The following is a 23,898-nucleotide window of genomic DNA, read 5'->3' on the forward strand; positions in this document are numbered from 1 at the left end:
GACAACCCATGGCTTGGCTCGACGCCCACGCAACGTTTGATGCAGATCGCTATGACGCACCCGTGATCGGTATCGCCTCGACCTTGGGCGATCACGATTCCGGTCTGCACCGTCATCAACGCGGCCAACTGCTGTACACGCGCCAAGGCTGCACGCGGATTACCCTGGCGCAGCAACTGTGCCTGCTGCCGCCGTCGCGGGCGGCGTGGATTCCACCGGGTGTCAGCCATCGCGCGGTGATGCAACAGAGCGTCGACTACCGCTCGATCTACTTGATCCCCGAGCTGTGCAGCGCACTGCCGCAGCAGGTTTGCGTGATTGAAGTCAGCCCGTTGTTGCGTGCGGTGCTGGAACCGATGGCGCTGGCAGATTTCGCCAGCAATTGGCAGCAGGGCAAACTCTCCCACCTGCTCGGCCTGTGTCTGAGCGAAATCGCTGAAGCGGCGCAGCAACCGATGCTGCTGCCGTTACCTCAGGACAAGCGCCTGGCACCACTGCTGAAAACGCCTGAACGTCTGCCTCCGGAGTTGCAAGTGCTGGAGCAGCAGGTCGGCGCCAGCAGCCGCACCATCGGGCGAATCTTCCAGCGCGAAACCGGCATGAGTTATCAGCAATGGCGCCAGCAGTGGCGCTTGATGCGCGCGATGGAATTGCTCGCCACCGGGCGCAGCCTGAGTTACTGCGCGTTCGAATCGGGTTTTGCCAGCGACAGCGCTTTCATCGCCTTCTTCAAAACCATGACCGGCAGCACGCCGGGCCACTGGCTCAAGTGAACAACTGACGATTGGCACCAGAAATAATTTGCCACTAAATATTACCTACGTCATATTACAGCCGTAATAACGATCCGCTTACGCAGGTAATCCGCCATGACCAGCATGCCCACCCTCGAACCTGTTGTGGTAAAGACCAAGCCGCCTCTGCTTAAACGAGTTTTGCTTCCGGGCGCAGGATTGCTCGCGCTGATTTTCGCCGGTATTTACGCCATGCACTGGTGGGGCGCGGGGCGTTTTCTTGAAGAAACCGACGATGCCTATATTGGTGGCGACGTCACGGTGATCGGGCCGAAAGTCGCCGGTTACATCGACGAAGTGCTGGTCACCGACAACCAGCACGTGAAGGCCGGCGATGTGCTGATCCGCCTCGACGCCCGCGACTATCGCGCCAACCTCGCCAAGGCCGAAGGCGCCGTTGCCGCCGAAGAAGCCCTGCTGGCCAACCTCGACGCCACCGAACAACTGCAACAAGCGGTGATCGGTCAGGCCCGCGCCGGCATCGACGCCGCTGGCGCAGAAACCGCACGCTCGCGGGATGACAACGCGCGCTACAAACGCCTGGTGACGACCAATGCGGTGTCGGTGGAAAGCGCACAACGCGCCGACGCGACCTTCAAAACAGCGCAAGCCCTCAGTGCCCGCGCCCAGGCCGAACTGCTTGCCGCGCAACGCCAACTGGCAGTGATCGATACGCAAAAACAACAGGCCCGCGCCGCCCTTCAACAAGCCCGGGCCGAACGTGATCTGGCGCAACTGAACCTCGGCTACACCGAACTTCGCGCGCCGGTCGATGGGGTGATCGGCAATCGCCGCGCGCGGGTTGGCGCTTACGCTCAGGCCGGTTCACAACAGTTGTCCGTGGTGCCGGCCAGCGGCTTGTGGGTCGATGCCAACTTCAAGGAAGACCAATTGGCGCGGATGAAACCCGGGCAGCGCGTAAGCATCCGTGCCGACGTGCTCTCCGGCCAGGAATTCCACGGTCGTCTCGACAGCCTCGCCCCCGCGACCGGCTCGCAGTTCAGCGTGCTGCCGCCGGAAAACGCCACCGGCAACTTCACCAAAATCGTCCAGCGGGTGCCGGTGCGGATCCTCCTCGACCCGGCTGACGGCGTGCTCGGTCACTTGCGTCCGGGCCTCTCGGTAACGGCAGAAGTCGACACCCGTGCGCAACCGGAAACCAGCGCCGTGGCCGTCGCGCCATGAGCACCACCCTCACCGCCCCGGCACAGCCATTCAACGCGGCGGACATGGCGACCGCGACCAAGGTGTTCGCCTTCGCGACCATGTGCATCGGCATGTTCATTGCGCTGCTGGATATCCAGATCGTCTCGGCGTCGCTGCGCGATATCGGCGGTGGGCTGTCCGCCGGTACCGATGAAACCGCGTGGGTGCAGACCAGTTACCTGATCGCCGAAATCATCGTGATTCCGCTGTCGGGCTGGCTGTCGCGCGTGTTCTCCACGCGCTGGTTGTTCTGCGCTTCGGCGGTCGGCTTCACCCTCGCCAGCCTGCTCTGCGGCGTCGCCTGGAACATCCAGAGCATGATTGCTTTTCGAGCGCTGCAAGGTTTTCTCGGCGGCTCGATGATTCCGCTGGTGTTCACCACGGCGTTCTTTTTCTTCACCGGCAAACAGCGGGTGATCGCTGCGGCAACCATCGGCGCCGTTGCGTCATTGGCACCGACCTTGGGACCGGTAATCGGTGGCTGGATCACTGATATTTCTTCGTGGCACTGGTTGTTCTACATCAACCTGGTGCCGGGGATTTTCGTCGCTGTAGCGGTACCGATGCTGGTGAAAATCGACCAGCCGGAACTGTCGCTACTCAAAGGCGCGGACTATCTGAGCATGGTGTTTCTCGCGCTGTTTCTTGGCTGCCTGGAATACACCCTTGAAGAAGGCCCGCGCTGGAACTGGTTCAGCGACCAGACCATTCTGACCACGGCGTGGATCAGCGGCCTTGCGGGATTGGCCTTCATCGGCCGGACCTTGCACGTGGCCAATCCGATCGTTGATCTGCGCGCCTTGAAGGATCGCAATTTCGCCCTCGGCTGCTTCTTTTCGTTTGTCACCGGCATCGGCCTGTTCGCGACGATTTACCTGACGCCGCTGTTCCTCGGCCGGGTACGCGGCTACAGCGCGCTGGACATTGGTCTGGCGGTTTTCTCCACTGGCGTGTTCCAGATCATGGCGATTCCGCTGTATGCCTTTCTGGCCAACCGCATGGACCTGCGCTGGATCATGATGATCGGTCTGGGTTTGTTCGCGGTGTCGATGTGGGAGTTCAGCCCGATCACCCACGACTGGGGTGCGGGGCAATTGATGCTGCCGCAAGCGTTGCGCGGGATTGCCCAGCAACTGGCGGTGCCGCCAGCGGTGACGTTGACTTTGGGTGGGTTGGCGCCCGCACGTTTGAAGCATGCTTCGGGTCTGTTCAACCTAATGCGCAATCTAGGCGGGGCGATTGGTATTGCGGCGTGCGCGACCATTCTCAACGACCGCACCAACCTGCACTTCACGCGGTTGGCCGAACACTTGAACAGCAGCAATGAAGCGATGAATCAGTGGCTGTCACAGGTCGGCGGCAACCTTGCAGCGCTGGGCCAGAGTGGCGACGTCGGTGTCACCGCCAGCCTGCGCCAGTTGTGGCTGCTGACCTACCGCGAGGCGCAGACGCAAACCTACGGCGACACCTTTCTGATGATCGGGGTGTGCTTCGTCATCGCCACGGCGATGGTGCCCTTGATGCGCAAGGTGCAACCACCGGCGGCGCCGAGTGCGGATGGGCATTGATCACTATTTTCTGGCCATGCCCAGTTCCCCTGTGGGAGGGAGCCTGCTCGCGAAGGCGTCGTGTCAGTCACCATGGTTGTTATCTGACACTCCGCTTTCGCGAGCAAGCTCGCTCCCACAGGGGTTATGCGTTGAGGCTTAAGCTTGTGGGGTTTTGCGGAAACCTACGGCCAAACGGTTCCAGCTATTGATGGTGCTGATCGCCACGGTCAAATCGACCATTTCTTTCGGCGTGAATTGCGCCGCAACCACGTCGTAATCTTCGTCCGGTGCGTGGGTCAGGCTCAGTTGGGTCAGCGATTCGGTCCACAGCAGCGCGGCGCGTTCGCGGTCGCTGAAGAACGGCGCTTCCCGCCAGGCGGTGACCGCGAACAGCCGACGCGGGGTTTCGCCGCCCTTGATCGCATCGGTGGTGTGCATGTCGATGCAGAACGCGCAGCCGTTGATTTGCGAAGCGCGCAGTTTCACCAGTTCGATCAGGGTCTTTTCCAGCGGCAGTTTGGACACCGCCGCTTCCAAAGCCATCATCGCTTTCAAGGCGTCTGGGGAAGCGGTGTAGAAATCGGCACGAGGTTGCATGGTAGCTCCGGGTAGCAAGTGAATGTGTGGTTACGTTAGCCCTCACACCCGGTCCGGCAAATAGCCAATATTGCCGAAGATCAGGAGGCCACTCGGTTTCGCTGCTGACCGCTCGTCAGCCACCCGGCACCAAGGGTTCTGCGCGTCAGACCAATATCAGGTACAGACCCCTTGTGGAGACGGATCATGATCACGCGCAAACTCACTTCGCTATTACTCGCCGGGCTGCTGGCCACGGCATCGACCGCGAGCTTCGCCGTCAACGACGGCGCTGACGCTACCGGCACCAAATCCGGCGGACCGACCAGCACCACCACGCCGCCAGACAACACGCCGGGCGCGCCTTCCGGTGGCAGCGGGTCTTCGGGGATGGGTTCCGGGACTGGCACCAATGGTGGCGCCAGTGGTTCTGGTTCGGGGGCTGGCGGCGGCACAGGTTCGGCAGGTGGCGGGACTGGCGGTGCGGGCGGTGGCACTGGCGGCTGAACGAACAAGAGCCACCCGTGGTGAAAACTCTTGATTGTTTGGGTATTCACATAACCTTGGCCTGATGAAAATCCCTGTGGGAGCGAGCTTGCTCGCGAAGGCGGTGGATCAGCCAACATTTTCATCGCCTGACACTGCGCTTTCGCGAGCAAGCTCGCTCCCACAGGGTTTGTGCCAGGTTTTGGATCAGCGGTCCGAGCGCATCAATTCGGCCAGGCCGCTGTCCAGCGACAACACTGCCGCACGATTACGCCCGGCATTTTTCGCCTGATACAGCGCCGCATCGGCGCGCTGGATAAAGACTTCCAGGCTGTCATTGCCGCTCGGGATAAATGAATAGCAGCCCAGACTCACCGTCAGATACCCGGTCGGCGAGCCGCTATGGGTGATGTGCTTGTCGATCACGCTGCGTCGAATCTGCCCGGCAATTGCCAACGCGCCGTTGATGTCGGTGTCCGGCAACAGCACCGCAAACTCCTCGCCACCGTAACGTACTGCCAGATCGGATTTGCGCTGACAGCACGCCCGCAGCACCTGAGCAACCTGGGTCAGACAGTGATCCCCGGCGACGTGGCCATAGGCGTCGTTGTAGCGTTTGAAGAAATCGATATCGAGCATGATCAGGCTGACCGGACTGACCTGCCGCGCGCCCCGGGCAAATTCGATCTCCAGCGAACGCTCGAACAAACGTCGATTGGCCAATCCGGTCAGGCTGTCGTGGGTCGCAATCTGCTCCAGTGCGCGCTGGGCCTTGCGCAGGTTTTTTTCGATCCGTTCGCCGTCGCGCACCTGATGAATGAACACCCAGCCAAACAGGCCGACGCCGAGAATCACCAGCGCGACAATCACACTCGACTGGAACGCACGCTCGTACCAGCCCTTGAGAATCGTGTCGCGCGAGGTCGCAGACGACACCACCAACGGATACGCCGACAAGCGTCGATAACCGTACAAACGCACAACACCATCGACCACCGAATTGATCATCGCCGTGCCGGCTGCCGCCTCGGGCAGCAACGTGCGATAAATCCGTCCTTGCGCCAGCGACGTGCCGATCAGGCTCTCATCAAACGGACGGCGGGCAAGCAAAGTGCCGTCGCTCAAGCCAAGAAACATGATGCCTTGGTCATCGAGGCTGAAGCTTTCGAAGAAGCGGTCGAAGTACGACATCTTGATCCCGGCCAGCAACACACCCTGAAAATTGCCGGCGTGATCATTGACGCGTTTGGAAATCGGGATGATCCACTCGCCGTTCTCGCGGCTGCGAATCGCCGGGCCGATGTGCGCCAGCGTCGAAGCGTTCTGTTGGTGGAATTTGAAATACTCGCGGTCCGCCACGCCATTACCACGGGGCAGATCAGTAAATGAGGTAATCACCCACTGCCCATCACGATCGAACAGGAACATGCCGTGCAACTGATCGAGTTGCTGCACGCGCCGGGCGAAGGTTCTCTGCAGACGCGGCTTCTGCGCGGCGCCGTAACCGTCCTCCTGAATCCAGTCGACCAGGCTGGTCATCACCAGATCGGCAGCCAGAAACGTGTCTTCGGCCTGCTGGGCCATCGCCCGGGTCAGGTTGCTCGACGCGACTTTTGCCACCGCCAGATCCTGGCGTCGCGACTGCTCCAGTTGCAGGTACAGCAAACCGGACAGGCACAACCCCACCGCAACGATAAACAGCACAGCCGCTTTGCGTAGCGGCAGGCGTTTAAGGGTGCCTCCGGGGGCCTGATGTGGGTCGTGAATGGGGATAGGCAAAAGCAAGTCCTGGGCAGGTACGACAAGGGCGCCAGCAGGGAAACCCTTATGTTTGTGAGCGTAGCCCACCGGAATCTACGGGGCAAACGCCCCGCTCCCGCCCAGGTATATCGGCGCGCAGCGAATTTGGATGATCGCTGTTCGCAGATTTATTTTCGATGCCTCTTTAGGGTTAGTCAGTTGAGAAGGGCCAGACGCCGCATCGCACTGTGCAGATGCGCCCGAGCACTTTGCGCATCGCCCTCACGCATCTGCTCATAAGCCCGCTGCGCAATGGCGTGGGGCACCGGTTTCAGCTCCCGTTGCGTGGCCATCGCCAGCAGCTGCACCTGCGCGGCGCGCTCCAGGTAATAGAGGTCGTCCCAGGCTTCGGCGATGGTCGGCGCGGCAACGATCACACCGTGGTTTTTCAGGAACAGAATGTCAGCATCGCCCATGACACTGGCGATGCGGTCGCCTTCTGACGCGTCCAGCGCCAGACCGTTGTAATCCTCGTCTACCGCCGTGCGCCCATAGAACTTCAGCGCGGTCTGCCCCAGCCACAACAGTGGCGGCCCTTGTAGCAAGCACAACGCCGTGGCGTGAGGCATGTGGGTGTGGAACGCGACTTTCACTCGCGGCAGTTGTTTATGCAGACGCGCGTGAATGTAAAACGCCGTGGCTTCCGGCTGGCCTTCGCCCTCCACCACGTTGCCCTCGAAGTCGCAGACCAGCAGATTCTGCGCGGTCACTTCGGCGAAGGCATAGCCGTAGGGATTGACCAGAAACAGATCGTCATGCCCCGGCACCATCGCCGAAAAGTGGTTGCAGATGCCCTCCTCCAACCCATGCAGCGCGGCCAGTTGAAAGCATGCCGCCAGCTCGCTGCGCGCGGTGATGATCGCTTCTGTGTCGAGGTTCAGCGCTGTCGGGCGTGAGGCCCGCGCACTGGCAGTCAGGGTGTGAGCCATGACGATTCTCCGTTACCAACCGAGGGATTTGAACAGCGGCAACACTTGATCGAGGCGGTTGAGGATGGCGTCGGGGCGATAGTCCGGCAGCAATTGGCGACCGGTGCCGCGATCGATCCATACACAACGAAAACCCATGTCCCGCGCCGCCGTGTGGTCGAGCATGGGGCTGGCGCAGATGTGCACCACCTCTGCGCGACTGACGCCCAACTGTTCATGAGCGTAGTCGAACAGCCGTGGCGCCGGTTTGTAGGCACCGGCCTGTTGCGCGGTGATCACCCGGTCGATGTAGCCGCCGAGTTGCGCGACGTTGCCGGCAATGATGTCGTCGTCGGTGTTGGAGACGATGCACAGTTTGAAACCCATGGTTTTCAATTCACGCAGGGTCTCGATCACCTCGGCAAACGGCGGCATTTTCGGGATCGCGGCGGCCAGACGCTGGCTGTCTTCGGGCAGGCTCGGCAGGCCCGATTCTTCCAGGGCCATTTGCAGGCCAAGGGTGCTGAGTTCACGGAACGAACGGTGCGGCGAGGTTTGTTCGAGGCGGTGTTCATGACGGTCATAGACGTCAATCAGATGAGCGACATCGACCTGATGCTCGCCCTTCTCGCTGAGAATTTCGCCGACTACAGCTTTGAGGCCTTCGTCCCATTGGATCAAAGTGCCGTAGCAATCGAAGGTCAGCCACTGCGGGCGCGGTGTGTGGATGAGTGTCATTGGTCGAATCCTCCGTAGTGAGGACTTCAGCTTATGAGCGCTCGGTGATAGTGTGAAATTAAATAAATAGCCAATCGTCAGTTGAATAACCACTATCGAGAGCGCCGCCATGCTGGACCTGGAATTGCTGAAAACCTTTGTCTGCGTGGTCGACGAAGGCAGCTTCACCCGCGCCGCCGAGCGCGTGCACCGCACCCAATCGACCGTCAGTCAGCAGGTGCGCAAACTCGAAGAGCTGGTCGGTCACGCCCTGTTGCTGCGCGACCGTACCGGGCTGAATGTCGCCGTCACCGAGCACGGCGAACTGCTGATCCACTATGCCCGCCGTTTGCTGGCGCTGTCCGCCGAAGCCACTGAAGCCTTGGCCAGCGACCTCGACCTGGAAATCCTGCGTATCGGCATGCCGGAAGACTTCGACGCCCGGCGCATGGCGCTGATCCTCGCCGGCTTCACCCGCAGCCATCCGCAAGCACGGCTGGAAACCCTCAGCGGCATGAGCCTCGATCTGCGCCAGCGCCTCGATGCCGGCGACATCGACATCGCCCTGATCAAACGCGAACCCGACAGCGGCCCGGCGTGGGCGACCTGGCCGGAGCGGTTGGTGTGGGTCAAAGGCGCGGAGTTTGATTCGTCCGTTGGCGTTGTTTCCGCAAGGCTGCCTGTATCGGCAGCGCGCCATTCGTTTGCTCGATGTTGCTCAGCGCCCGTGGCGGGTGGCGTTCGGCAGTCACAGCCTGACCGGGATTCAAGCGGCGGTGGCTTCGGGGCTGGGGGTGTCGGTGCTGCCCGTGTCGGCGGTATTGCCTGAGCATCAGGTGTGTACGGATTTGCCGGAGCTGGCTCCGACGGAATTGGCGCTGGTCAGTCGTGATGGGGTTTTGAGTGGGTTGCAGCGCGGTCTGGTGGAGTTTTTGCGTGGGGAGTTGGGGGTGGATGCGGGGGGATTCGCCTGAAACTCCCCCGCTTCTATCATTGGGGTTTGTTGATTTCCCGTAAGAGGTCCGCGACAGGAATGTTCATGGTGTTTGAGTAGTAGGGTTTGTAGCCGTAGGCGGTGACGACGACTTTGCAGGGGATTTGTTGTTTGTTGGAAAGGAGTTGGTTCAGTTCTGACGCTGACAGATCTCTCTCCGTACTTCGGTCGCTGGAGGTTTCAGTGATAAATGTACTGGTCGAAAAGGAGAATTTGGAGTTGCCGTTTTCGCGTATATCAGAATCTACCAGCCCCACCGCAGAATACTGAATAGCTTTACCAACCGAAAAATCGTGGTCATCCGCTAACGCGCACCTCAATGTCCCCGAAACCATCCCTTGCCTTTCGCCTCGGCCAAACAGGTTCAAAACATCCACATCGGATTGATATTTGATGACATATAGAAGGGGACTCGACCTGTCTACAGACACATAACTCAAATTTGCCGGAGGCTGTGAATGGTCCTTTGCACATCCCGAACAGACAGCCAGAACTACACAAAGGAAAAACCTAAACATCACGAAAACTCCTTCATGATTGAATCAAACAGCAAGTCACTTGCAGATTTACCATCAGCGATTGGGGCGTTTAGCAATCCCAGTGCGTTAGCGTGATTCGTGTCGACATTTACGTTAATTGACGGTCCGCAGGAGATAATCCATTTTTCCCCGAAGTCCGCGACCCCGTCTGATGGATCTCTCTTGGAAGGTGTTGCCTTGATATTGATCCAATCAACCGAAACTGGCGTGGGACGTTCGCGATAAATGTCTGAGCCCAGCCAAACCAAAGCCCCTTCACCCACAGGATCCAGGGTGATCAGCATCTGAACCCTGTAACCCCAATCCGACATTATTTTGGACAGGTGCGCGCCATTCCAGCCGCCGAGGCTATGGCCCACGATATAGACGGGACAGCTTTTATACGGAATAAGGCTTAGCACGTGCCGTTGAATGTCCTGCTTTCCTCTGACTTCGTTGTAACCCAACCATTCCGATTTATATTTCCCTTCTCCCTTTAATGTCTCAGTGCGCCTATCAAATGCACGGCGTGCATCCTGGATGTTTTCATAAGGCCCAGAAAAATAATAACGCTCCTTATCTCCCGCACCTCCGATGAAAACCACAATCGCCTTGGTACTCTCCACCGGCACCGGCTTGTCACTGACATCTTTCTTGTCCGTCAGCGCATGTTCCTTGTGCAGCTTGTAATTGTTGCCCTTCGCGCACGTTACCGTTTCAGCCGTCATGCCTTACTCCTCCAAAAACAACTTGATGGTTTCCGGCAGATGCGAGCTGACTTGATGAGTAAATCCGTTCGCGTCAGACACTCCATGTTCCAGACGCCCGTCAGCGCGCTGAATAACGTAAGGATGATCAGGCATTGGCTCACCGGTCACGTCATTGACCAGTTTCAACCTGTCAGTGAAATGCACCGGCATCGGCAGCAAACCACTGAAGGGAGCCGACGTCACCGTGTCACCGATGATGACCGTGCCTGAACCGCCGATGACGACGTTGCCGTGCCCACCGGTGCTGTCCAGTGTCGCGGCGTTCAAACCGTTGATGAACACCGTCGACGCAACAGCGCCGGTAATCGGGCTACCGCAGGCGGATTTGTCAGTCATCCGCGCAGCCGCCAAGCCGTCGAAATTCACATTCGGGGAGCCACTGACAATGGGATTGGTGCCATGTCCCGGCAATGGGCAGGCGGTTGGATCGGTGACGCGGGCGGCGGGTTTTCCGCTCATGAACAGCTCCTTGCAATGTAACGTGGTCATCCTTTCGGGAGCGCAAGCATGCGGGAGTTCGCCGGGTACTTCAAACCTTCAGACCAAAAAAGGCGCCCGATCGGGCGCCTTTCCTGTTCATGGAAACTGCTCGTATCAGCGCGACGGCGGCACCCGAATATCCCCCGCCCGACACTGGGTTTTCACGCCCTTGCCACAGGCGCCGAACTGCAAATCCTTGCCCATGCACACGCGCACTTCCGACAGTTCCGGGCCGCTGCAAATGACGGCGATGCCATCTGCCGGGATCCCCGGGTTGGCCTTGCGGAACAGGTCAGCAATTTCCTGAGCTTCGAAGTAATAGGAGCTGCTGAACGGTTGCAGTTCCTGCGGGATTTTCACCGCCGCCACCGCTTTGTCCGCTTCATCCAGATAGCCCATCGCGCCGAGGCCGCTGCAGGTGCCGTGTTTGGACCATTCGTGGTCGAGCAGTTTTTTGGTCGGGAACAGCGTCAGGCCCTGGCTGGTTTGCGCCGCGTTCAGCGTGGTCAGCGGTGGACAGGACTCCGGCCAGCCACCCTTGGCGTATTGCGGCCACAAACCGTGAAGCACGAAGCCGTAGCCCTTGCCCGTGCACTGCGAGTCATCTTTGTGCGTCAAACAAAAGGTCGGCGACCAGGACAGCGCCAGCAGGTAGTAATCGAACACCCCCGCCACCGATTCTGCCTGGGCCTTGCTGGACTGTGACTGGCGCGCCGAACTCAAACCGATGCTACCGGCCGTCAGCGCAATCACCGCCAAAATTGTAAACAGCTTTTTCATGTACCCACTCCTTTGGGACGCCTGCGTCCATGGTTTTTGATCCTGACCGACTTGGCCAGCGCTGATTTCGACACGCTTGTGTTGCAAGCGCATGACGCAAGGCAAAGCCGTACGCCGTTGAAAGGTCTACGATTAACAGGCAGCCACCAAACCAAGGGAACCAAAATGAGTAAAGCAGACGAACTCGCCGCCAAACTCAAACAAACCCGGCATACCCACGCGGATGCGGCACTGGAAATCGATTGCTGGCCTGCTCAGGTGTATGACTTGTACCACCGCATTGAGGCGTGGTTGCAGCCCGTCACCGAAGTAGGACTGAAGATTCGGCGAAATCCTACGCATGTTTGCGAAACTTCACCGGATTGTGAGGCGCATGACTACGCAATTGATCAACTGGTGATCGAGGCCAATGATCGAAGCCTGACATTCGATCCCATTGCGCGGTTTACCGAGGATGGCGCCGGGCGGGTGCAGATCATCCCGTCAGCCACGGACACCTATCTGCTGCGTACCGTGGATGAGCACGGTGAAAGCCATTGGTGGATGCAGTCGATTGAAACCGGGCAGCAGTTGGATGCCATTGCGCTGACGGAAAATAATCTGTTGTTGGCGGTGCAGGAAGGATTGGGGCTTTAAATTCTTTCCATCACGAACAACTCAGAAAAACAGACCAATTGCATTGAATGGCCGGATTTCTAAAGAAATCTGGCCATTTGTCGTTACAGAACCACCAATCAAACCCGATGGAATCTTGATCGCATGGATGCTTCGCCCGCACCAACGTTTACGCAGTTCTTCAAACGCAATTTCAAACGCGTTCTTGATTACTGGAGCCAGATCACCGTCACTCTGGGCTTTCTCGGCGCGGGGTTGGCAATCCTTGGGCTATACGTCTACACCCGGACAATTGGTCGTACTGACCTTTTCCTGGCAGGCAGCGATGCCAAGTCAGCCCTTGCTATCTGGCTGTTACTGATCGTGCTGATCATGGTGGGCTACCTCGGCGTACTCTCCGCCAGCGCATGGTTCTACGGAATCACCGTTTCGATGTTCGAAAAAGTGCCAAAAAGGCACAAACAAATCGCTGCCTTTTTGCTGCTTCCTATGTGTTTTGGCTTTGGTACCTTCATTTCTCTGCTTTTCAAGTTCCCGAACACATTCAGCGCCGCAGGTTCGATGCTGTTTGTTTTTTCCTTGACCCTGCTGGTCTACTTCGCACTTTTCCTGCTCAAACGCTTTCGAAAGATCTTCAACAAAAACACCCGGCGAATGGGTGGCTGGAAGAAAAACGGGTTCCGACTCTTGATCGGTAGCATGATCGGCTTTGCCGTTCTGTGTGCGTCCCTCCCCACATTGCTGATTATCTCGACCTACGTCGGCGAAGATAACGCGAAAGCGGTAGTGGTTGTCGGGGTGTTTTCCCTCGGCACACTCATTTTCAGTCTCCTCCCCGTTTTCATTTTTTACATCAGCAAAGGTCATGTCTTTGCGCGTATCGCTTATGGAATCGCAACAGCACTGGTTCTGTTCAGCGGGTTTCTTCTTTTATCGCCAGGTGCAATGCCAAGCATCACCTACGCGGCTGCTGGAAATCTGGCGATTCGTCAGCAGCCAGCGCGATTCATACTTGACGAAAACATCAGCCTGGACGATCTGGATAACAGACTGTGGCGAACCACACTCAATGAAAAACAAAAGATCGAAGTCACGGCGTTTCCATTGTTCACCTTTGGCGACATCTTGCTGTTGTGCAGCAGAGACCTGCAGCGTTTGAACCTCTATGAATTGCCTCGCTACACACACTTTTGCATCGCCACACGTAACAGCAAGGTCACTCAGAAACCGTTGCGTCCAGGGGTTGCGCCGCTACTCAGCTGGCAGCAGCGTGCTGAACACGTCGTTGGCTGGGATCACTTGCGCTCAGCCATTCTCAAGCCGATTCACCTATCGCCACAGGTCTTCCAACTGCAACGCCGCATTGAGCAATTGGCTGAACCTGTCAAAACTGTAATCCCCTACTCAGCCAACTGAAAGCTGGCGCTGGAGGCGTTGCCCGGTACGTTGAGTCCGGGCGCGGGATGACACCCGGGAAAGCCTTTCACTACACTGGGCCACCGTCCTTCTCAGAAGCCCCGATCGCAATGACAACATTAAAAAGCACGATGATCCTCTGCGGCCTGCTGACCCTGGCCGCCGGCGCCCATGCCGAGCAACCCCCTTCGCACCTCGACAGCATCCAGCAACAAGGCCAGTTGCGCGTCTGCACCACTGGCGACTACAAGCCCTACACCTTCAAACGCACCGACGGCGATTTCGAAGGCATCGACATCGCCATGGCTCGCTCGCTGGCCGACAGCCTCGGGGTCAAAGTCGAATGGGTGCAAACCACCTGGAAAACCCTGATGCCGGACATGCAGGCCGGTAAATGCGACATCGGCATGGGCGGCATCTCGGTGACGCTCGAACGGCAGAAAAAAGCCTACTTCAGCAACACCCTCGACACCGACGGCAAGATCCCGCTGGTGCGCTGCGCCGATGTCAGCAAGTACCAGACGGTGGAACAGATCAACCAGCCCAACGTGCGTCTGGTCGAACCTGCCGGTGGCACCAACGAAGCCTTCGTCCACGCCTTCCTGCCCAAGGCGCAACTGGCCCTGCACGACAACGTGACGATCTTCCAGCAACTGCTCGACAACCAGGCCGACGTGATGATCACCGACGCTTCGGAAGCGCTGTATCAGCAGAAACTCAAACCGGGCTTGTGCGCGGTGAATCCGCATCAGTACATGCAATATGGCGAGAAGGCTTACTTGCTGCCGCGCGATGACATCAGCTGGAAACTGTATGTCGATCAGTGGCTGCACTTGAGCAAAGTCACCGGCAAGTATCAACAAACGCTAAGCGAATGGATTGCCGTACCGGCCGCGCAGTAATCCTTAATCGTCATGCAGCATCCCGGAGCTGTACTGATTGAGACTGCTGCCGATACTGTTGCCGCCGAACTTCAAGGTATTGGCGTTGCGCCCCTCCGGCGACTGACAGTCGCTGGAGAAGCAACTGGTGGTGGTCAAACCACCCGCGCCGGAACAGGCACTCAACACCGATACTGCAGCAGCAATCAACAGCACTTTGACGACATTAAGGCGCATGGCACGATTCCCCTCGGGATGAACAGCGACGATCTTGTCTCAGCAGACTAGGCCTGCTTTGCACGCGGCAAGATGAAACTTTGCTGAGCGACAGCGCGCGTTCAGAATCGACTAACCACCAGACAAGAACCGCCACGTGCAATCGGATCAGCGCAATTCAACGCCAGGAGGCCCAAGCTTGAGACGAGAACTGAGCCACGCCGATCTATACAAAATCCGCGCAGCCCTCTCCGATGTTTTCGTCGACACCGGCGTCGATTACCCCTACATCGCCCAGCAAATCGAAGGCTATGATCCGGAACAGGTCAAAGACATTCTGTATGCCGAAGTTGCCGTCGTCTGCGCCTGGAACCTGGAATGTGTACTCCCGCCGATCTGGACAGGTTTCGAACCCGATGCGTTGAACAGGGACATCGAGCAAATGCTGCTCGCAAACACGAACAGCTGGATTCGGCGGCAACTGCATAACCTGCACACCGCGTGGTTGCGATTCAGCTATCGGGAAGTCTGGGCAGAGATTACCGCTCACTGCAAAGGCTGGAATTAATACAGCCCTGCGTGGCAATGGCACATCAACGACATACAACGCGTTGAAACTGAAAAGATGATTGCCCCTCTGTCCGTTCAGTCCTTTCCCGGTTTGGGTATCGCAATCCGGCTACCAGTCTTGACCTCGCGCAACGCCAGGCTGGACTGAATTGAGGCAATCCCCACCTGACGCCTGAGCACCTGCTCAATGAAGTCGCTGTAGCTATCAAGATCCTCGGCCAACACCTGCAACACATAATCGGCATCGCCAGTAATTTTGTGACAGGCCACCACCTGCGGCAATTGCGCAATCACCGCCTCGAAGGCGTCCGGCGCGTGGTCGGCGTGGGTGGAAAAACGAATGTGCACGAACGCCATGATATCCAGCCCGAGCATTCGCCGATCAAGGTTGGCCTGATAGCCCTTGATGACCCCGGCCTCCTCCATGCGCTTGCGCCGCCGCCAGCACGGCGTAAGGCTCAGCGACAGCCGCTCACTGAGTTCAGCGTTGGAAATGCTGGCGTCTTCCTGCAATAACTCAAGAATCGCCAGGTCGGTCTCGTCGAGGCTGATGCGTTTGGATATTTTTTTCTGCATGCCGCCATTCCTGAGTAAAAACGCCCGAATAATCGACCAAACCACGAAAACAAAGCAAAGAAAGCGCAGCCAAGCCGGAACAGAATATTTGCACTGGCTAACAATAACGGATGCGCAGAATGTTTACAGTTTTCAGTGATTCCCACCGTTTGCACCACGGCACCGAATTGAAAGACGGCGTGCTCAAACCTTCTTTCGAGCAACCGAGTCGCGCCGACACCGTGCATAACCGCGTCAAACAGGTCGGCCTCGGGCAGATCGTCGAACCGCGCGCGTTTGATCGCTCGTGCTACGTCAACGCGCACAGCGAGCGCTACGTCAGTTTTCTCGAAAGTGCCTGGAGCGAATGGCGCGCAACCGGTCGCACTCACGATGCCTTGCCGCTGGTATGGCCGGTGCGCGATCTGGCCGGCGAAGAGGTGCCGACCTTCATCGATGGCAAGCTGGGTTTCTATGCCATGGATGCCGGTTCGCCGATCACCGCGACGACTTGGCAAGCGGTAAAAACCAGCGCCGATATTGCCCTCACCGGCCTGGCCCTGATCGATGAAGGCCACGACAGTGCCTTCGCCCTGTGCCGTCCGCCCGGCCATCACGCCGCGCGCGAATACATGGGCGGTTATTGCTACCTCAACAACGCCGCCATTGCCGCGCAACAAGCCATCACCCAAGGCGCCAAACGCGTCGCAGTGCTGGACGTCGACTTCCATCACGGCAACGGCACGCAGAACATTTTTTACCAGCGCAGCGACGTCATGTTCGTCTCGTTGCATGGCGAACCGGCGGTGTCCTATCCGTACTTCTCGGGGTACAGCCACGAAGTCGGCGCGGGTGTCGGCGAGGGTTACAACCTCAACTATCCCCTGCCGAAAAACACCACGTGGGAGAGTTACCGCAACGCCCTGCTCCACGCCTGCAAAAAGCTTCAGCAGTTCGCGCCTGAAGTGCTGGTGATTTCCCTGGGTGTCGACACGTTCAAGGACGACCCCATCAGCCACTTTCTGCTGGAAAGCGAGGACTTCATTGGCATCGGTGAACTGATCGCCAGCGTCGGCTGCCCGACCCTGTTCGTCATGGAGGGCGGCTACATGGTCGATGAAATCGGCATCAATGCCGTCAACGTGCTGCACGGCTTCGAGAGCAAACGCAGCTGAGCCGCCCGCCGCTCTACAACCTTTCAATGACTGGATCGGAGAATAAAAACATGACGCTTTTTATAGATGTCGATGATGCTGCACGCCTGTTCACCCAAGTCGGCATCCGCCGCGCCATCCGCGAAATGGCCGGCTACATCGAAGCGGACTACGCACGCTGGGCGCAGTTTGATAAATCACCGCGCACGGCCAATCACTCGGCAGACGGCGTGATCGAATTGATGCCGACCGACGACGGCCAGCAGTACTCGTTCAAATACGTCAACGGCCACCCGAACAACGGCCAGCAGAACTTGCTGACGGTCATGGCCTTCGGGCTTCTGGCGGATGTGCAGAGTGGCTATCCCACCCTGCTCAGCGAACTGACCTTAACCACCGCCGTGCGCACCGCAGCCACCTCGGCACTGATCGCGAAGTCGCTGGCGCGCCCGGGTGCGACTTCGATGGCCCTGATCGGCAACGGCGCGCAAAGTGAATTTCAGGCGCTGGCCTTTCATGAAATGTTGGGTATCAACGAAATCCGCATCTTCGATATCGATCGCGACGCCTCCCTCAAGTTGAAGCACAACCTCGCGGCATTCCCGGACATCGAAGTGATTCTGGCCACCTCGGTGAAGGACGCGGTAAAAGGTGCGGATATCGTCACCACGGTCACCGCCGATAAAGCCTACGCAACCATTCTGACGCCCGAAATGATCGAGCCCGGCATGCACATCAATGCGGTCGGCGGTGACTGCCCGGGTAAAACCGAACTGCACGCCGACATCCTGCGCAACGCCCGGGTCATCGTCGAATTCGAACCGCAAACTCGCATTGAAGGCGACATTCAGCAACTGGACGCCGATTCCCCGGTGATCGAGTTTTTCCGCATTGTGCAGGGCGAAGTGGCCGGACGCGAAAACGCTGCGCAGGTGACGGTGTTCGATTCGGTAGGTTTTGCTCTGGAAGACTTTTCCTCTCTGCGCTACCTGAATGACCTGGCTCAGGCACAGCAAATCGGCCAGCGCATCCACCTGGTGCCGACGCCGGCCAACATCAAAAACCTCTTCCAACTGCTGGATCCGCAACCGGCCAAAGCCTCGCGTCTGCGTACCGTCAGTTGATCGCTAACCGCCGCCCCCAAGCCACAGGGGGCGATTCACCTTGTGCTTAGCCGCTGCACCTCTAACAAGAACGCTCAACACCCACTTTCTGCCAAAACTCAAAAACATAAAATCAAGAGGTTTTGCAATGAAATCGACCCCTTCCGGGCTGCTCGAACAGCCCGCGCTGCAGCGCACGCTCAGCAATCGTCACATCCAGTTAATGGCCATGGGCGGTGCCATCGGTACCGGCCTGTTCATGGGTTCCGGGAAGATCATCGCCCTCTCCGGGACGTCGATCATCCTCATCTACATGATCATCGGTCTGTTCGTGTTTTTCGTCATGCGCGCCATGGGCGAAATGCTCCTGTCCAACCTCAACTTCAAAACTTTTGCCGACTTCGCCGGTGCCTACCTCGGCCCACGCGCAGCGTTCTTTCTCGGCTGGTCATACTGGCTGAGCTGGAGCGTGGCGGTGATCGGCGATGCCGTCGTGGTCGGCGGATTCTTCCAATACTGGTTCCCCGACGTACCGGCGTGGATACCCGCCGTCGGCATGCTGGCAACCCTGTTCGCCCTCAACGTACTGACCGTCAGGTTGTTTGGTGAAGTGGAATTCTGGTTCGCGATCATCAAGATCATTGCCGTCGTGACCCTGATCGGCGTCAGCACCGTGCTGATCGCCAGCTCCTTCGTCTCGCCCAGTGGCGTCACCGCGTCCCTGAGTCACCTGGTGGACAAACAAGCGGCGTTCCCCAACGGCTTGTTCGGCTTCTTCGCCGGATTTCAAATGGCGATCTTCTCCTTCGCCGGCACCGAACTGATTGGCACCGCCGCCGCCGAAACCCGCTCGCCGGAGAAGACCCTGCCCAAAGCGATCAACTCGATTCCGCTGCGGATCATCCTGTTCTACGTGCTGGCACTGACCTGCATTATCGCCGTGACCTCGTGGCAGCAAGTCTCCCCGGTCAAAAGCCCCTTCGTCGAACTGTTCCTCGTCGCCGGATTTCCCGCAGCGGCCGGTATCGTCAACTTTGTAGTCCTGACCTCGGCGGCCTCATCGGCCAACAGCGGCGTGTTCTCATCAAGCCGCATGCTGTTCGGGCTGGCCAATCAAGACAACGCGCCCGGCCTATTCCGCCGACTGTCGAGCAACAGCGTGCCGCTGCTGAGTCTGGCGTTTACCACGCTATTGATGCTGGTCGGCGTGCTGGTGCTGTTCATCGTGCCGGAAGTCATGACCGCATTCACCATCGTCTCCACCGTGTCGGCGATTCTGGTGATCTTCACCTGGTCGACCATCCTTGCGTCTTACATCGCCTACCGGAAAAAACGCCGGGATCTACATGCGAAGTCGGCTTACAAGATGCCCGGCGGCGTGCCGATGGCTTGGTTTTCGTTGGCGTTTTTGGGGTTTGTGCTGGGGTTGCTGGCGTTGCGGCCTGACACGCGGATTGCGCTGATGGTGATGCCGGGGTGGTTTGTCTGGTTGGGGATTGCTTATCAGTTGACGCGGTTGAGGAAGCCGAAATCTGCGGTTGAGTCGGCTAGTCAGTTTGGCTAGAGCTGCAAACGAAAGCCGTCACCTTAAGGTGACGGCTTTTGTTTTCACTGAAAGGCTGTGCCAATCCTCGATCGATCGGATGAGTACCAGATTCCGGTGACTTTACCGGTAATGTCTTCGAGTGCGACCTGGCCCATGAAGCGGCTGTCGTTACTGCTGTCGCGGTTATCACCGAGCAGATAAACATGATCTTTCTCGACCACCGTCGGCGGCGTTTGCAGATAACGAGGATTCTTCACGCGCTCTGGCGGTGCAAAGAACAGCCCCATGTTTTCGCCGTTGCGAATGACCTTACCATCAACAATCGACAAGGTATCGCCACCCACTGCCGCCACACGTTTGACCGCCTCCGTGCCGTTGTAGCGATAAGTCACAATGTCGCCCACCTGCGGCGCGTCGATGCGCATTTTGGTGACGATATAGTCACCGATCGAAAGGGTCGGAACCATCGAGCCAGAGGGGATGAAGTAAGTCTTGAAGCCCAGCGTCGGGCCTCTCAATGGCCCCAAAAGAATCAGCGTGAGAATGACCAGCACCACCACGTAAAGCACATGGAAACGGGTGCTGGGGCTGTTCACCGGATGGTCGTTTCTACGCACCGATATCGCAGCTGCCGTGGCCGAGCCGAGTTTCACCAGAACGATAAACGTAGCGAAGACATACAGGCCCACTGGCGTGGCAGGCACCCCGCAGACACCGAGTAAAATCACACCCAGATAAAGCAAAGCGGCAACACGCACCGCCCACTTCACCTGACCGGCGTACACCAGACCCCAGCCGGCCACCAGGCACGACATCACGAATGCTTGCAGCGGCAGCTTCGGCTTATCAGGAGCAGACATAAATTCTCTTCACGTAAATAGCTGACTATCAAGCGCCCGGCCTATTGAGCCAATAGGGCGCTACGGGCAATGCAGAGGGGGTTATTTAGCAGAAAAATAACCGGTCGTACGCAATTGCAGGCTGTACACCCAGATACCAAACACCAGTGCATATTCTTTGAACATCGGCAGAGTGAGCAGATGCACAACCGAACCGCTGTTCATTTGCGACAGAGAGAAGGCAATTCCCAGGATCAACGCCAGAACAAAGCACAGAGAACTGATCTTCTTTCTCGCCAGCAACAGCAAGCCGCCGACAAACATCAACAATGCCACCACGCAGACGTTCAACAACATCAAGAACGAAATATCCCCTTCCCGCGCTTGTTGAAACCCGTCATGAGCCACCCACAGGCCAGCCTGAATCAACACGACAAAGCAATAAAAACGGCCATGAAGACAACGGCGGGACGTGTGTTGTACCAAGCTTGGGACGATGTAGCTTCCATGGTGCGGCGACTCCTGAGTAAAGGCGCGGAATACTACTAAATGGCCATCACCGTGTCCATTTACTCACCCTCCTCTCGGCTGCCTTGCTCAGCGCCAACAGCCCCTCCGTGGCAACGGCTGAGCCGTTCGCCACAAAGGGAGCTGATTTACGCCTTCACCTCAACGTTATCCAACGCCTGATTCACCGCCAACTCCCCCAGCATCACCACCTGCGCAATGCCCAGCGCGGTTTTGCGGTGCGAGGGGTCGAGTGCTGCGGCGAAGTTGTTGAGCATTTCCGAGGCCGAACTCAGCGTTTCACTGGCATTGGCCAGTAAGGATTCCGAGTCGTACTTTGGATTGGCGAGGTACATGCGCTCGGGCTCGTTGACGCTGGCCATGATGTGCCCGGCGGGAAGGAGGTAGTGATCGAGCGCGCGCTCGGCGGCTTCGTGGAGTTTTTTGGAGTTGAGGGATTCGTAGGGGGATGCGGGATCGGTTTCTGGTGGGTTGGGCGTTACTTTGAACATAGATGGAACTCCAGCACTTACAAAATGGGAGCCATCCACTCTCGCTACCAAACGAAGGGTGGTGACCATACACAGGTTGGTAGACCGGAGCACTGGAACCGGCGCTTCCGAAGAAGCCCTGAGCATGGCCACCATAATCCAGGCGCAAAAATGCGACTGCATGAAGTGACGCGATGCATCAGTGCTGCGGGTCTACCAAACCCGATCACTGGTTTTCAGTGACCCAGGAACGATAGAACCCGCTAGCTAGACGCACAAGCCGGCGGATTCTGTCTTAGGTGTAGGGGGTGGCGCAAGGTGTTGTAGGGATTCAGTAGTGACAGTTCACCACGTTTAAACACGCCAGAATTTTAACGTTTATATTGAGGAACGTTCAGACGCTGCGCCAAATAGGGCAATACAACTGCGAGCAATTATATGCGCAAACTTTTGGTATAAAATTAACGGCCAACGGCTATCTCAGCCACACTTAATAGTCATTGATCAATCCTTTCTCAAATTTCTCACCATGCTTACTAAACCGCTTAACCAAGTGAAAATTCTTTCCCTCGATCAAAAATTTTGGCAAGTCATTATCGACGACTATTATTTGACACTTTCGATCAATCCTTGCTGCATATTTGCATATAGAACTGAAGCGCTTAAATATTTTGTCATATACAACCGGATCGGAAACTTCAGACTCCTCATCATCACGAACATTCCTTCCGATATTTTGACCGGGAGTGTCAACCATTAAAAACGTCGGTAGATTGCCTGTATTCTCAAGCAAATACTTCAGCCTCGCAGCAAAGCTTAATATCGAAGTTATTGTTCTAACACCACCCGAAGAAGTTGCATAGTAAGACATATCCCTAAAGTGGGGAACAAACCTTTTGTCGAGATATACATCCCTGACATTTTGAAGCCCACTTTTTCGAACATACAGCCTAAACACACCAGAAAGTTGCTGAATTATTTCATCCAAGCCAACCAAAGCATCCGTCGCCACCTTTATACTGTGCTTCAAACGTGAAATCACTACTTCTTTGCTTTCAGTTCTTTTTTCCAAGTCATCATATTTGTTATTAATCGCAACATCTCGCTTAAGCTGTGAAAGCTTTACACGCAATTCCACCTTTTGCTTTTCCACCGCCTCGATTGATTTAAGCAATGCGGATATATTATCAATATTGAGACTATCAAACTTAACAGAAACCCCTTTTAAAACCTCGGTGATTTTTTCTTCATCGCTTTCGAGCAAACGATTCTGCTCCCAAACTCCATCCAGCATCCCCTGAAGTCCAGAGACTCGATTTTTTATTGATTTAATTTCAGATTCAAGCACTTCATCCTCCAGATACTCGGAGGTCAAAGGAACATCGCTACGGCAAAGCGGGCACGACAACCTATGATCTTTTAGGAGAGCAGCGGGCACACTGTCGCGTGTCAACTTAGAAATCTTCAAACACTCAAGATCGTTAATATAAGTCGACTTTAAACTTGAGAACGATTTATATTTGCGAAGATTCTCATCGATCATCCTATTCGTTTCAGATAATTGCGCTTTTAACGAAGAGATTTCGCCTGCCATAGATAACGCAAGGTCGGTAGCAAATTTATAATCGCTTTTCAATGCGACTGAACTTTCATTTAGCTTTTCTAGATCCGCTTCTGCGGATTCCAACTCTTGCTCGAACGGGACATCCTGCAACGAAATCTTTACATCAACTAGAAATTTAGATACGGCAACTTGATTGCTTTTTAGTTTATTTAGATCACTTGTTTCAGCCGCCAAATCTTGATTCAGAGCAGAAATTTTATCATCATGAATATTATAGACAAACTTCTGCACTTCAATATTTTTATTGAAAAGCGCAGCGTTACCATAATTCAACAAACTATCCGCACCAACCTTCGTCTGCTTCAAATACAAAAGCTTCATCAAATCACGAAAACTTAAACGATCAGACCCTGAATCATCCCTAACTTTCGACTCCTTAATACTGACTTTCGCGATCCCCAGCGAATCCAAAATGAAGTCAGACACCCACCCATCGGGCATATTTTTACTGGGAGACCCGGACATCAGCATCGGAAATTCATCATTACCCGCGCCGATCTCCGACATAAAAACCTTTATTGCGCCTTGCTCATCAGAAATAGATCTTTCAAACGTGCAAATAGTACCATTCAGATCAACTTCTAATTGTGCTGACCGCCCTCTAGCTGACAGTTCTTCATACATAAGACTCTCATTTTTTCCACCCAAGCAATAATCAATTAAATTAAGAATACTGGACTTACCGCAATCCATATCCCCCCAAATAACATTCAATCCTTCCTCAAATTTCGCCTCATATTTTGAGGTAATTCCCTTCACCACCAACTTACGCACTATCAGGTACGGACTGATTTCCATATCT

The 23,898-nt window shown here is 56.6% G+C and carries 25 protein-coding genes and 1 pseudogene; 12 read left to right on the forward strand and 14 right to left on the reverse strand.

Annotation, left to right across the window (positions count from 1 at the left end; translation table 11 throughout):
- Positions 1-8: 8 nt before the first annotated feature.
- The 3 genes from AB4O01_RS10085 (at position 9) to AB4O01_RS10095 (ending at position 3,568) form a co-directional block, all read left to right on the forward strand.
- Entirely contained in the window at positions 9-773 is a 765-nt protein-coding gene (locus AB4O01_RS10085; RefSeq protein WP_460091574.1) for an AraC family transcriptional regulator, read from the forward strand.
- Positions 774-869: 96 nt separating this feature from the next.
- Complete coding sequence (locus AB4O01_RS10090; RefSeq protein ID WP_093433817.1) at positions 870-1,979, forward strand: HlyD family secretion protein; 1,110 nt, start codon at positions 870-872, stop codon at positions 1,977-1,979.
- On the forward strand, positions 1,976-3,568 hold the full coding sequence (locus AB4O01_RS10095; RefSeq protein ID WP_460091576.1) for a DHA2 family efflux MFS transporter permease subunit: 1,593 nt from the start codon (positions 1,976-1,978) through the stop codon (positions 3,566-3,568). Before AB4O01_RS10090 ends, AB4O01_RS10095 begins: the two co-directional genes overlap by 4 nt.
- 138 nt (positions 3,569-3,706) lie before the next feature.
- Here the strand turns inward: AB4O01_RS10095 and AB4O01_RS10100 are convergent, their stop codons facing one another.
- On the reverse strand, positions 3,707-4,147 hold the full coding sequence (locus AB4O01_RS10100; protein ID WP_460091578.1) for a carboxymuconolactone decarboxylase family protein: 441 nt from the start codon (positions 4,145-4,147) through the stop codon (positions 3,707-3,709).
- A gap of 186 nt (positions 4,148-4,333) precedes the next feature.
- Between AB4O01_RS10100 and AB4O01_RS10105 the strand changes: the two genes are divergently transcribed.
- Positions 4,334-4,633 carry a hypothetical protein gene (locus AB4O01_RS10105; RefSeq protein WP_093433811.1) on the forward strand — a complete coding sequence of 100 codons (300 nt, stop codon included), beginning with the start codon at positions 4,334-4,336 and terminating at the stop codon, positions 4,631-4,633.
- A 186-nt stretch (positions 4,634-4,819) separates the two neighbouring features.
- Here the strand turns inward: AB4O01_RS10105 and AB4O01_RS10110 are convergent, their stop codons facing one another.
- The 3 genes from AB4O01_RS10110 to AB4O01_RS10120 all read right to left on the reverse strand — a co-directional run bounded on the left by AB4O01_RS10110 (position 4,820) and on the right by AB4O01_RS10120 (position 8,058).
- The gene (locus tag AB4O01_RS10110) at positions 4,820-6,391 is read right to left on the reverse strand and encodes a sensor domain-containing diguanylate cyclase (protein WP_093433809.1); all 1,572 of its coding nucleotides are present in this window, start codon (positions 6,389-6,391) and stop codon (positions 4,820-4,822) included.
- Between the two features lie 176 nt (positions 6,392-6,567).
- Positions 6,568-7,341: an aldolase gene (locus tag AB4O01_RS10115; RefSeq protein WP_186624076.1), complete on the reverse strand. Its 774-nt coding sequence runs from the start codon at positions 7,339-7,341 to the stop codon at positions 6,568-6,570.
- 12 nt (positions 7,342-7,353) lie between these two features.
- On the reverse strand, positions 7,354-8,058 hold the full coding sequence (locus AB4O01_RS10120; RefSeq protein WP_460091580.1) for a haloacid dehalogenase type II: 705 nt from the start codon (positions 8,056-8,058) through the stop codon (positions 7,354-7,356).
- 109 nt (positions 8,059-8,167) lie between these two features.
- On the opposite strand from AB4O01_RS10120, the pseudogene AB4O01_RS10125 reads away from it, so the two are divergent.
- A pseudogene (locus tag AB4O01_RS10125) lies at positions 8,168-9,011 on the forward strand (LysR substrate-binding domain-containing protein).
- A 16-nt stretch (positions 9,012-9,027) separates the two neighbouring features.
- On the opposite strand, the gene AB4O01_RS10130 reads toward AB4O01_RS10125, so the two are convergent.
- From AB4O01_RS10130 to AB4O01_RS10145, 4 genes are all read right to left on the reverse strand, one after another.
- Complete coding sequence (locus AB4O01_RS10130; RefSeq protein ID WP_460091582.1) at positions 9,028-9,399, reverse strand: hypothetical protein; 372 nt, start codon at positions 9,397-9,399, stop codon at positions 9,028-9,030.
- Between the two features lie 149 nt (positions 9,400-9,548).
- Positions 9,549-10,277 (reverse strand): alpha/beta fold hydrolase, encoded by a 729-nt coding sequence (locus AB4O01_RS10135; RefSeq protein ID WP_186624064.1) that lies wholly within the window; start codon positions 10,275-10,277, stop codon positions 9,549-9,551.
- Between the two features lie 3 nt (positions 10,278-10,280).
- Positions 10,281-10,778, reverse strand: coding sequence for a PAAR domain-containing protein (locus AB4O01_RS10140; RefSeq protein WP_150811783.1), 498 nt, complete (start codon positions 10,776-10,778; stop codon positions 10,281-10,283).
- Between the two features lie 135 nt (positions 10,779-10,913).
- Positions 10,914-11,579 carry a ribonuclease T2 gene (locus AB4O01_RS10145; protein WP_320337513.1) on the reverse strand — a complete coding sequence of 222 codons (666 nt, stop codon included), beginning with the start codon at positions 11,577-11,579 and terminating at the stop codon, positions 10,914-10,916.
- A gap of 165 nt (positions 11,580-11,744) precedes the next feature.
- Here AB4O01_RS10145 and AB4O01_RS10150 point away from each other — a divergent pair, with 165 nt between their 5' ends.
- From AB4O01_RS10150 to AB4O01_RS10160, 3 genes are all read left to right on the forward strand, one after another.
- Positions 11,745-12,215, forward strand: a complete 471-nt coding sequence (locus AB4O01_RS10150) for a hypothetical protein (RefSeq protein WP_320337512.1) — start codon at positions 11,745-11,747, stop codon at positions 12,213-12,215.
- Positions 12,216-12,338: 123 nt separating this feature from the next.
- On the forward strand, positions 12,339-13,610 hold the full coding sequence (locus AB4O01_RS10155; RefSeq protein ID WP_093433803.1) for a V-type ATP synthase subunit I: 1,272 nt from the start codon (positions 12,339-12,341) through the stop codon (positions 13,608-13,610).
- A 110-nt stretch (positions 13,611-13,720) separates the two neighbouring features.
- On the forward strand, positions 13,721-14,512 hold the full coding sequence (locus AB4O01_RS10160; protein ID WP_460091585.1) for a transporter substrate-binding domain-containing protein: 792 nt from the start codon (positions 13,721-13,723) through the stop codon (positions 14,510-14,512).
- Positions 14,513-14,515: 3 nt separating this feature from the next.
- Here AB4O01_RS10160 and AB4O01_RS10165 read toward each other — a convergent pair whose 3' ends face one another.
- A complete protein-coding gene (locus tag AB4O01_RS10165; RefSeq protein WP_016984584.1) occupies positions 14,516-14,728 on the reverse strand; it encodes a hypothetical protein in 213 nt (70 codons plus the stop codon).
- 178 nt (positions 14,729-14,906) lie between these two features.
- Here AB4O01_RS10165 and AB4O01_RS10170 point away from each other — a divergent pair, with 178 nt between their 5' ends.
- Complete coding sequence (locus AB4O01_RS10170; RefSeq protein WP_460091586.1) at positions 14,907-15,275, forward strand: DUF7079 family protein; 369 nt, start codon at positions 14,907-14,909, stop codon at positions 15,273-15,275.
- A 77-nt stretch (positions 15,276-15,352) separates the two neighbouring features.
- On the opposite strand, the gene AB4O01_RS10175 is transcribed toward AB4O01_RS10170, so the two are convergent.
- Positions 15,353-15,853 carry an Lrp/AsnC family transcriptional regulator gene (locus AB4O01_RS10175; RefSeq protein WP_093433799.1) on the reverse strand — a complete coding sequence of 167 codons (501 nt, stop codon included), beginning with the start codon at positions 15,851-15,853 and terminating at the stop codon, positions 15,353-15,355.
- Positions 15,854-15,972: 119 nt separating this feature from the next.
- Between AB4O01_RS10175 and AB4O01_RS10180 the strand changes: the two genes are divergently transcribed.
- From AB4O01_RS10180 to AB4O01_RS10190, 3 genes are all read left to right on the forward strand, one after another.
- Positions 15,973-17,007, forward strand: coding sequence for a histone deacetylase family protein (locus tag AB4O01_RS10180; RefSeq protein ID WP_320337508.1), 1,035 nt, complete (start codon positions 15,973-15,975; stop codon positions 17,005-17,007).
- A 50-nt stretch (positions 17,008-17,057) separates the two neighbouring features.
- Entirely contained in the window at positions 17,058-18,110 is a 1,053-nt protein-coding gene (locus AB4O01_RS10185; RefSeq protein ID WP_460091589.1) for an ornithine cyclodeaminase, read from the forward strand.
- Positions 18,111-18,237: 127 nt separating this feature from the next.
- Complete coding sequence (locus tag AB4O01_RS10190; RefSeq protein ID WP_460091590.1) at positions 18,238-19,653, forward strand: amino acid permease; 1,416 nt, start codon at positions 18,238-18,240, stop codon at positions 19,651-19,653.
- A 44-nt stretch (positions 19,654-19,697) separates the two neighbouring features.
- On the opposite strand, the gene lepB is transcribed toward AB4O01_RS10190, so the two are convergent.
- From lepB to AB4O01_RS10210, 4 genes are all read right to left on the reverse strand, one after another.
- Positions 19,698-20,495, reverse strand: coding sequence for a signal peptidase I (gene lepB, locus AB4O01_RS10195; protein ID WP_460091591.1), 798 nt, complete (start codon positions 20,493-20,495; stop codon positions 19,698-19,700).
- Between the two features lie 81 nt (positions 20,496-20,576).
- Positions 20,577-20,903 carry a hypothetical protein gene (locus tag AB4O01_RS10200; protein WP_460091592.1) on the reverse strand — a complete coding sequence of 109 codons (327 nt, stop codon included), beginning with the start codon at positions 20,901-20,903 and terminating at the stop codon, positions 20,577-20,579.
- 227 nt (positions 20,904-21,130) lie between these two features.
- Positions 21,131-21,493 carry a DUF6124 family protein gene (locus tag AB4O01_RS10205; protein ID WP_095050540.1) on the reverse strand — a complete coding sequence of 121 codons (363 nt, stop codon included), beginning with the start codon at positions 21,491-21,493 and terminating at the stop codon, positions 21,131-21,133.
- A gap of 469 nt (positions 21,494-21,962) precedes the next feature.
- Positions 21,963-23,894, reverse strand: coding sequence for an AAA family ATPase (locus AB4O01_RS10210; protein WP_460091594.1), 1,932 nt, complete (start codon positions 23,892-23,894; stop codon positions 21,963-21,965).
- Between the last annotated feature and the right edge of the window lie 4 nt (positions 23,895-23,898).

This window comes from Pseudomonas sp. S2_E02 (assembly GCF_054668355.1).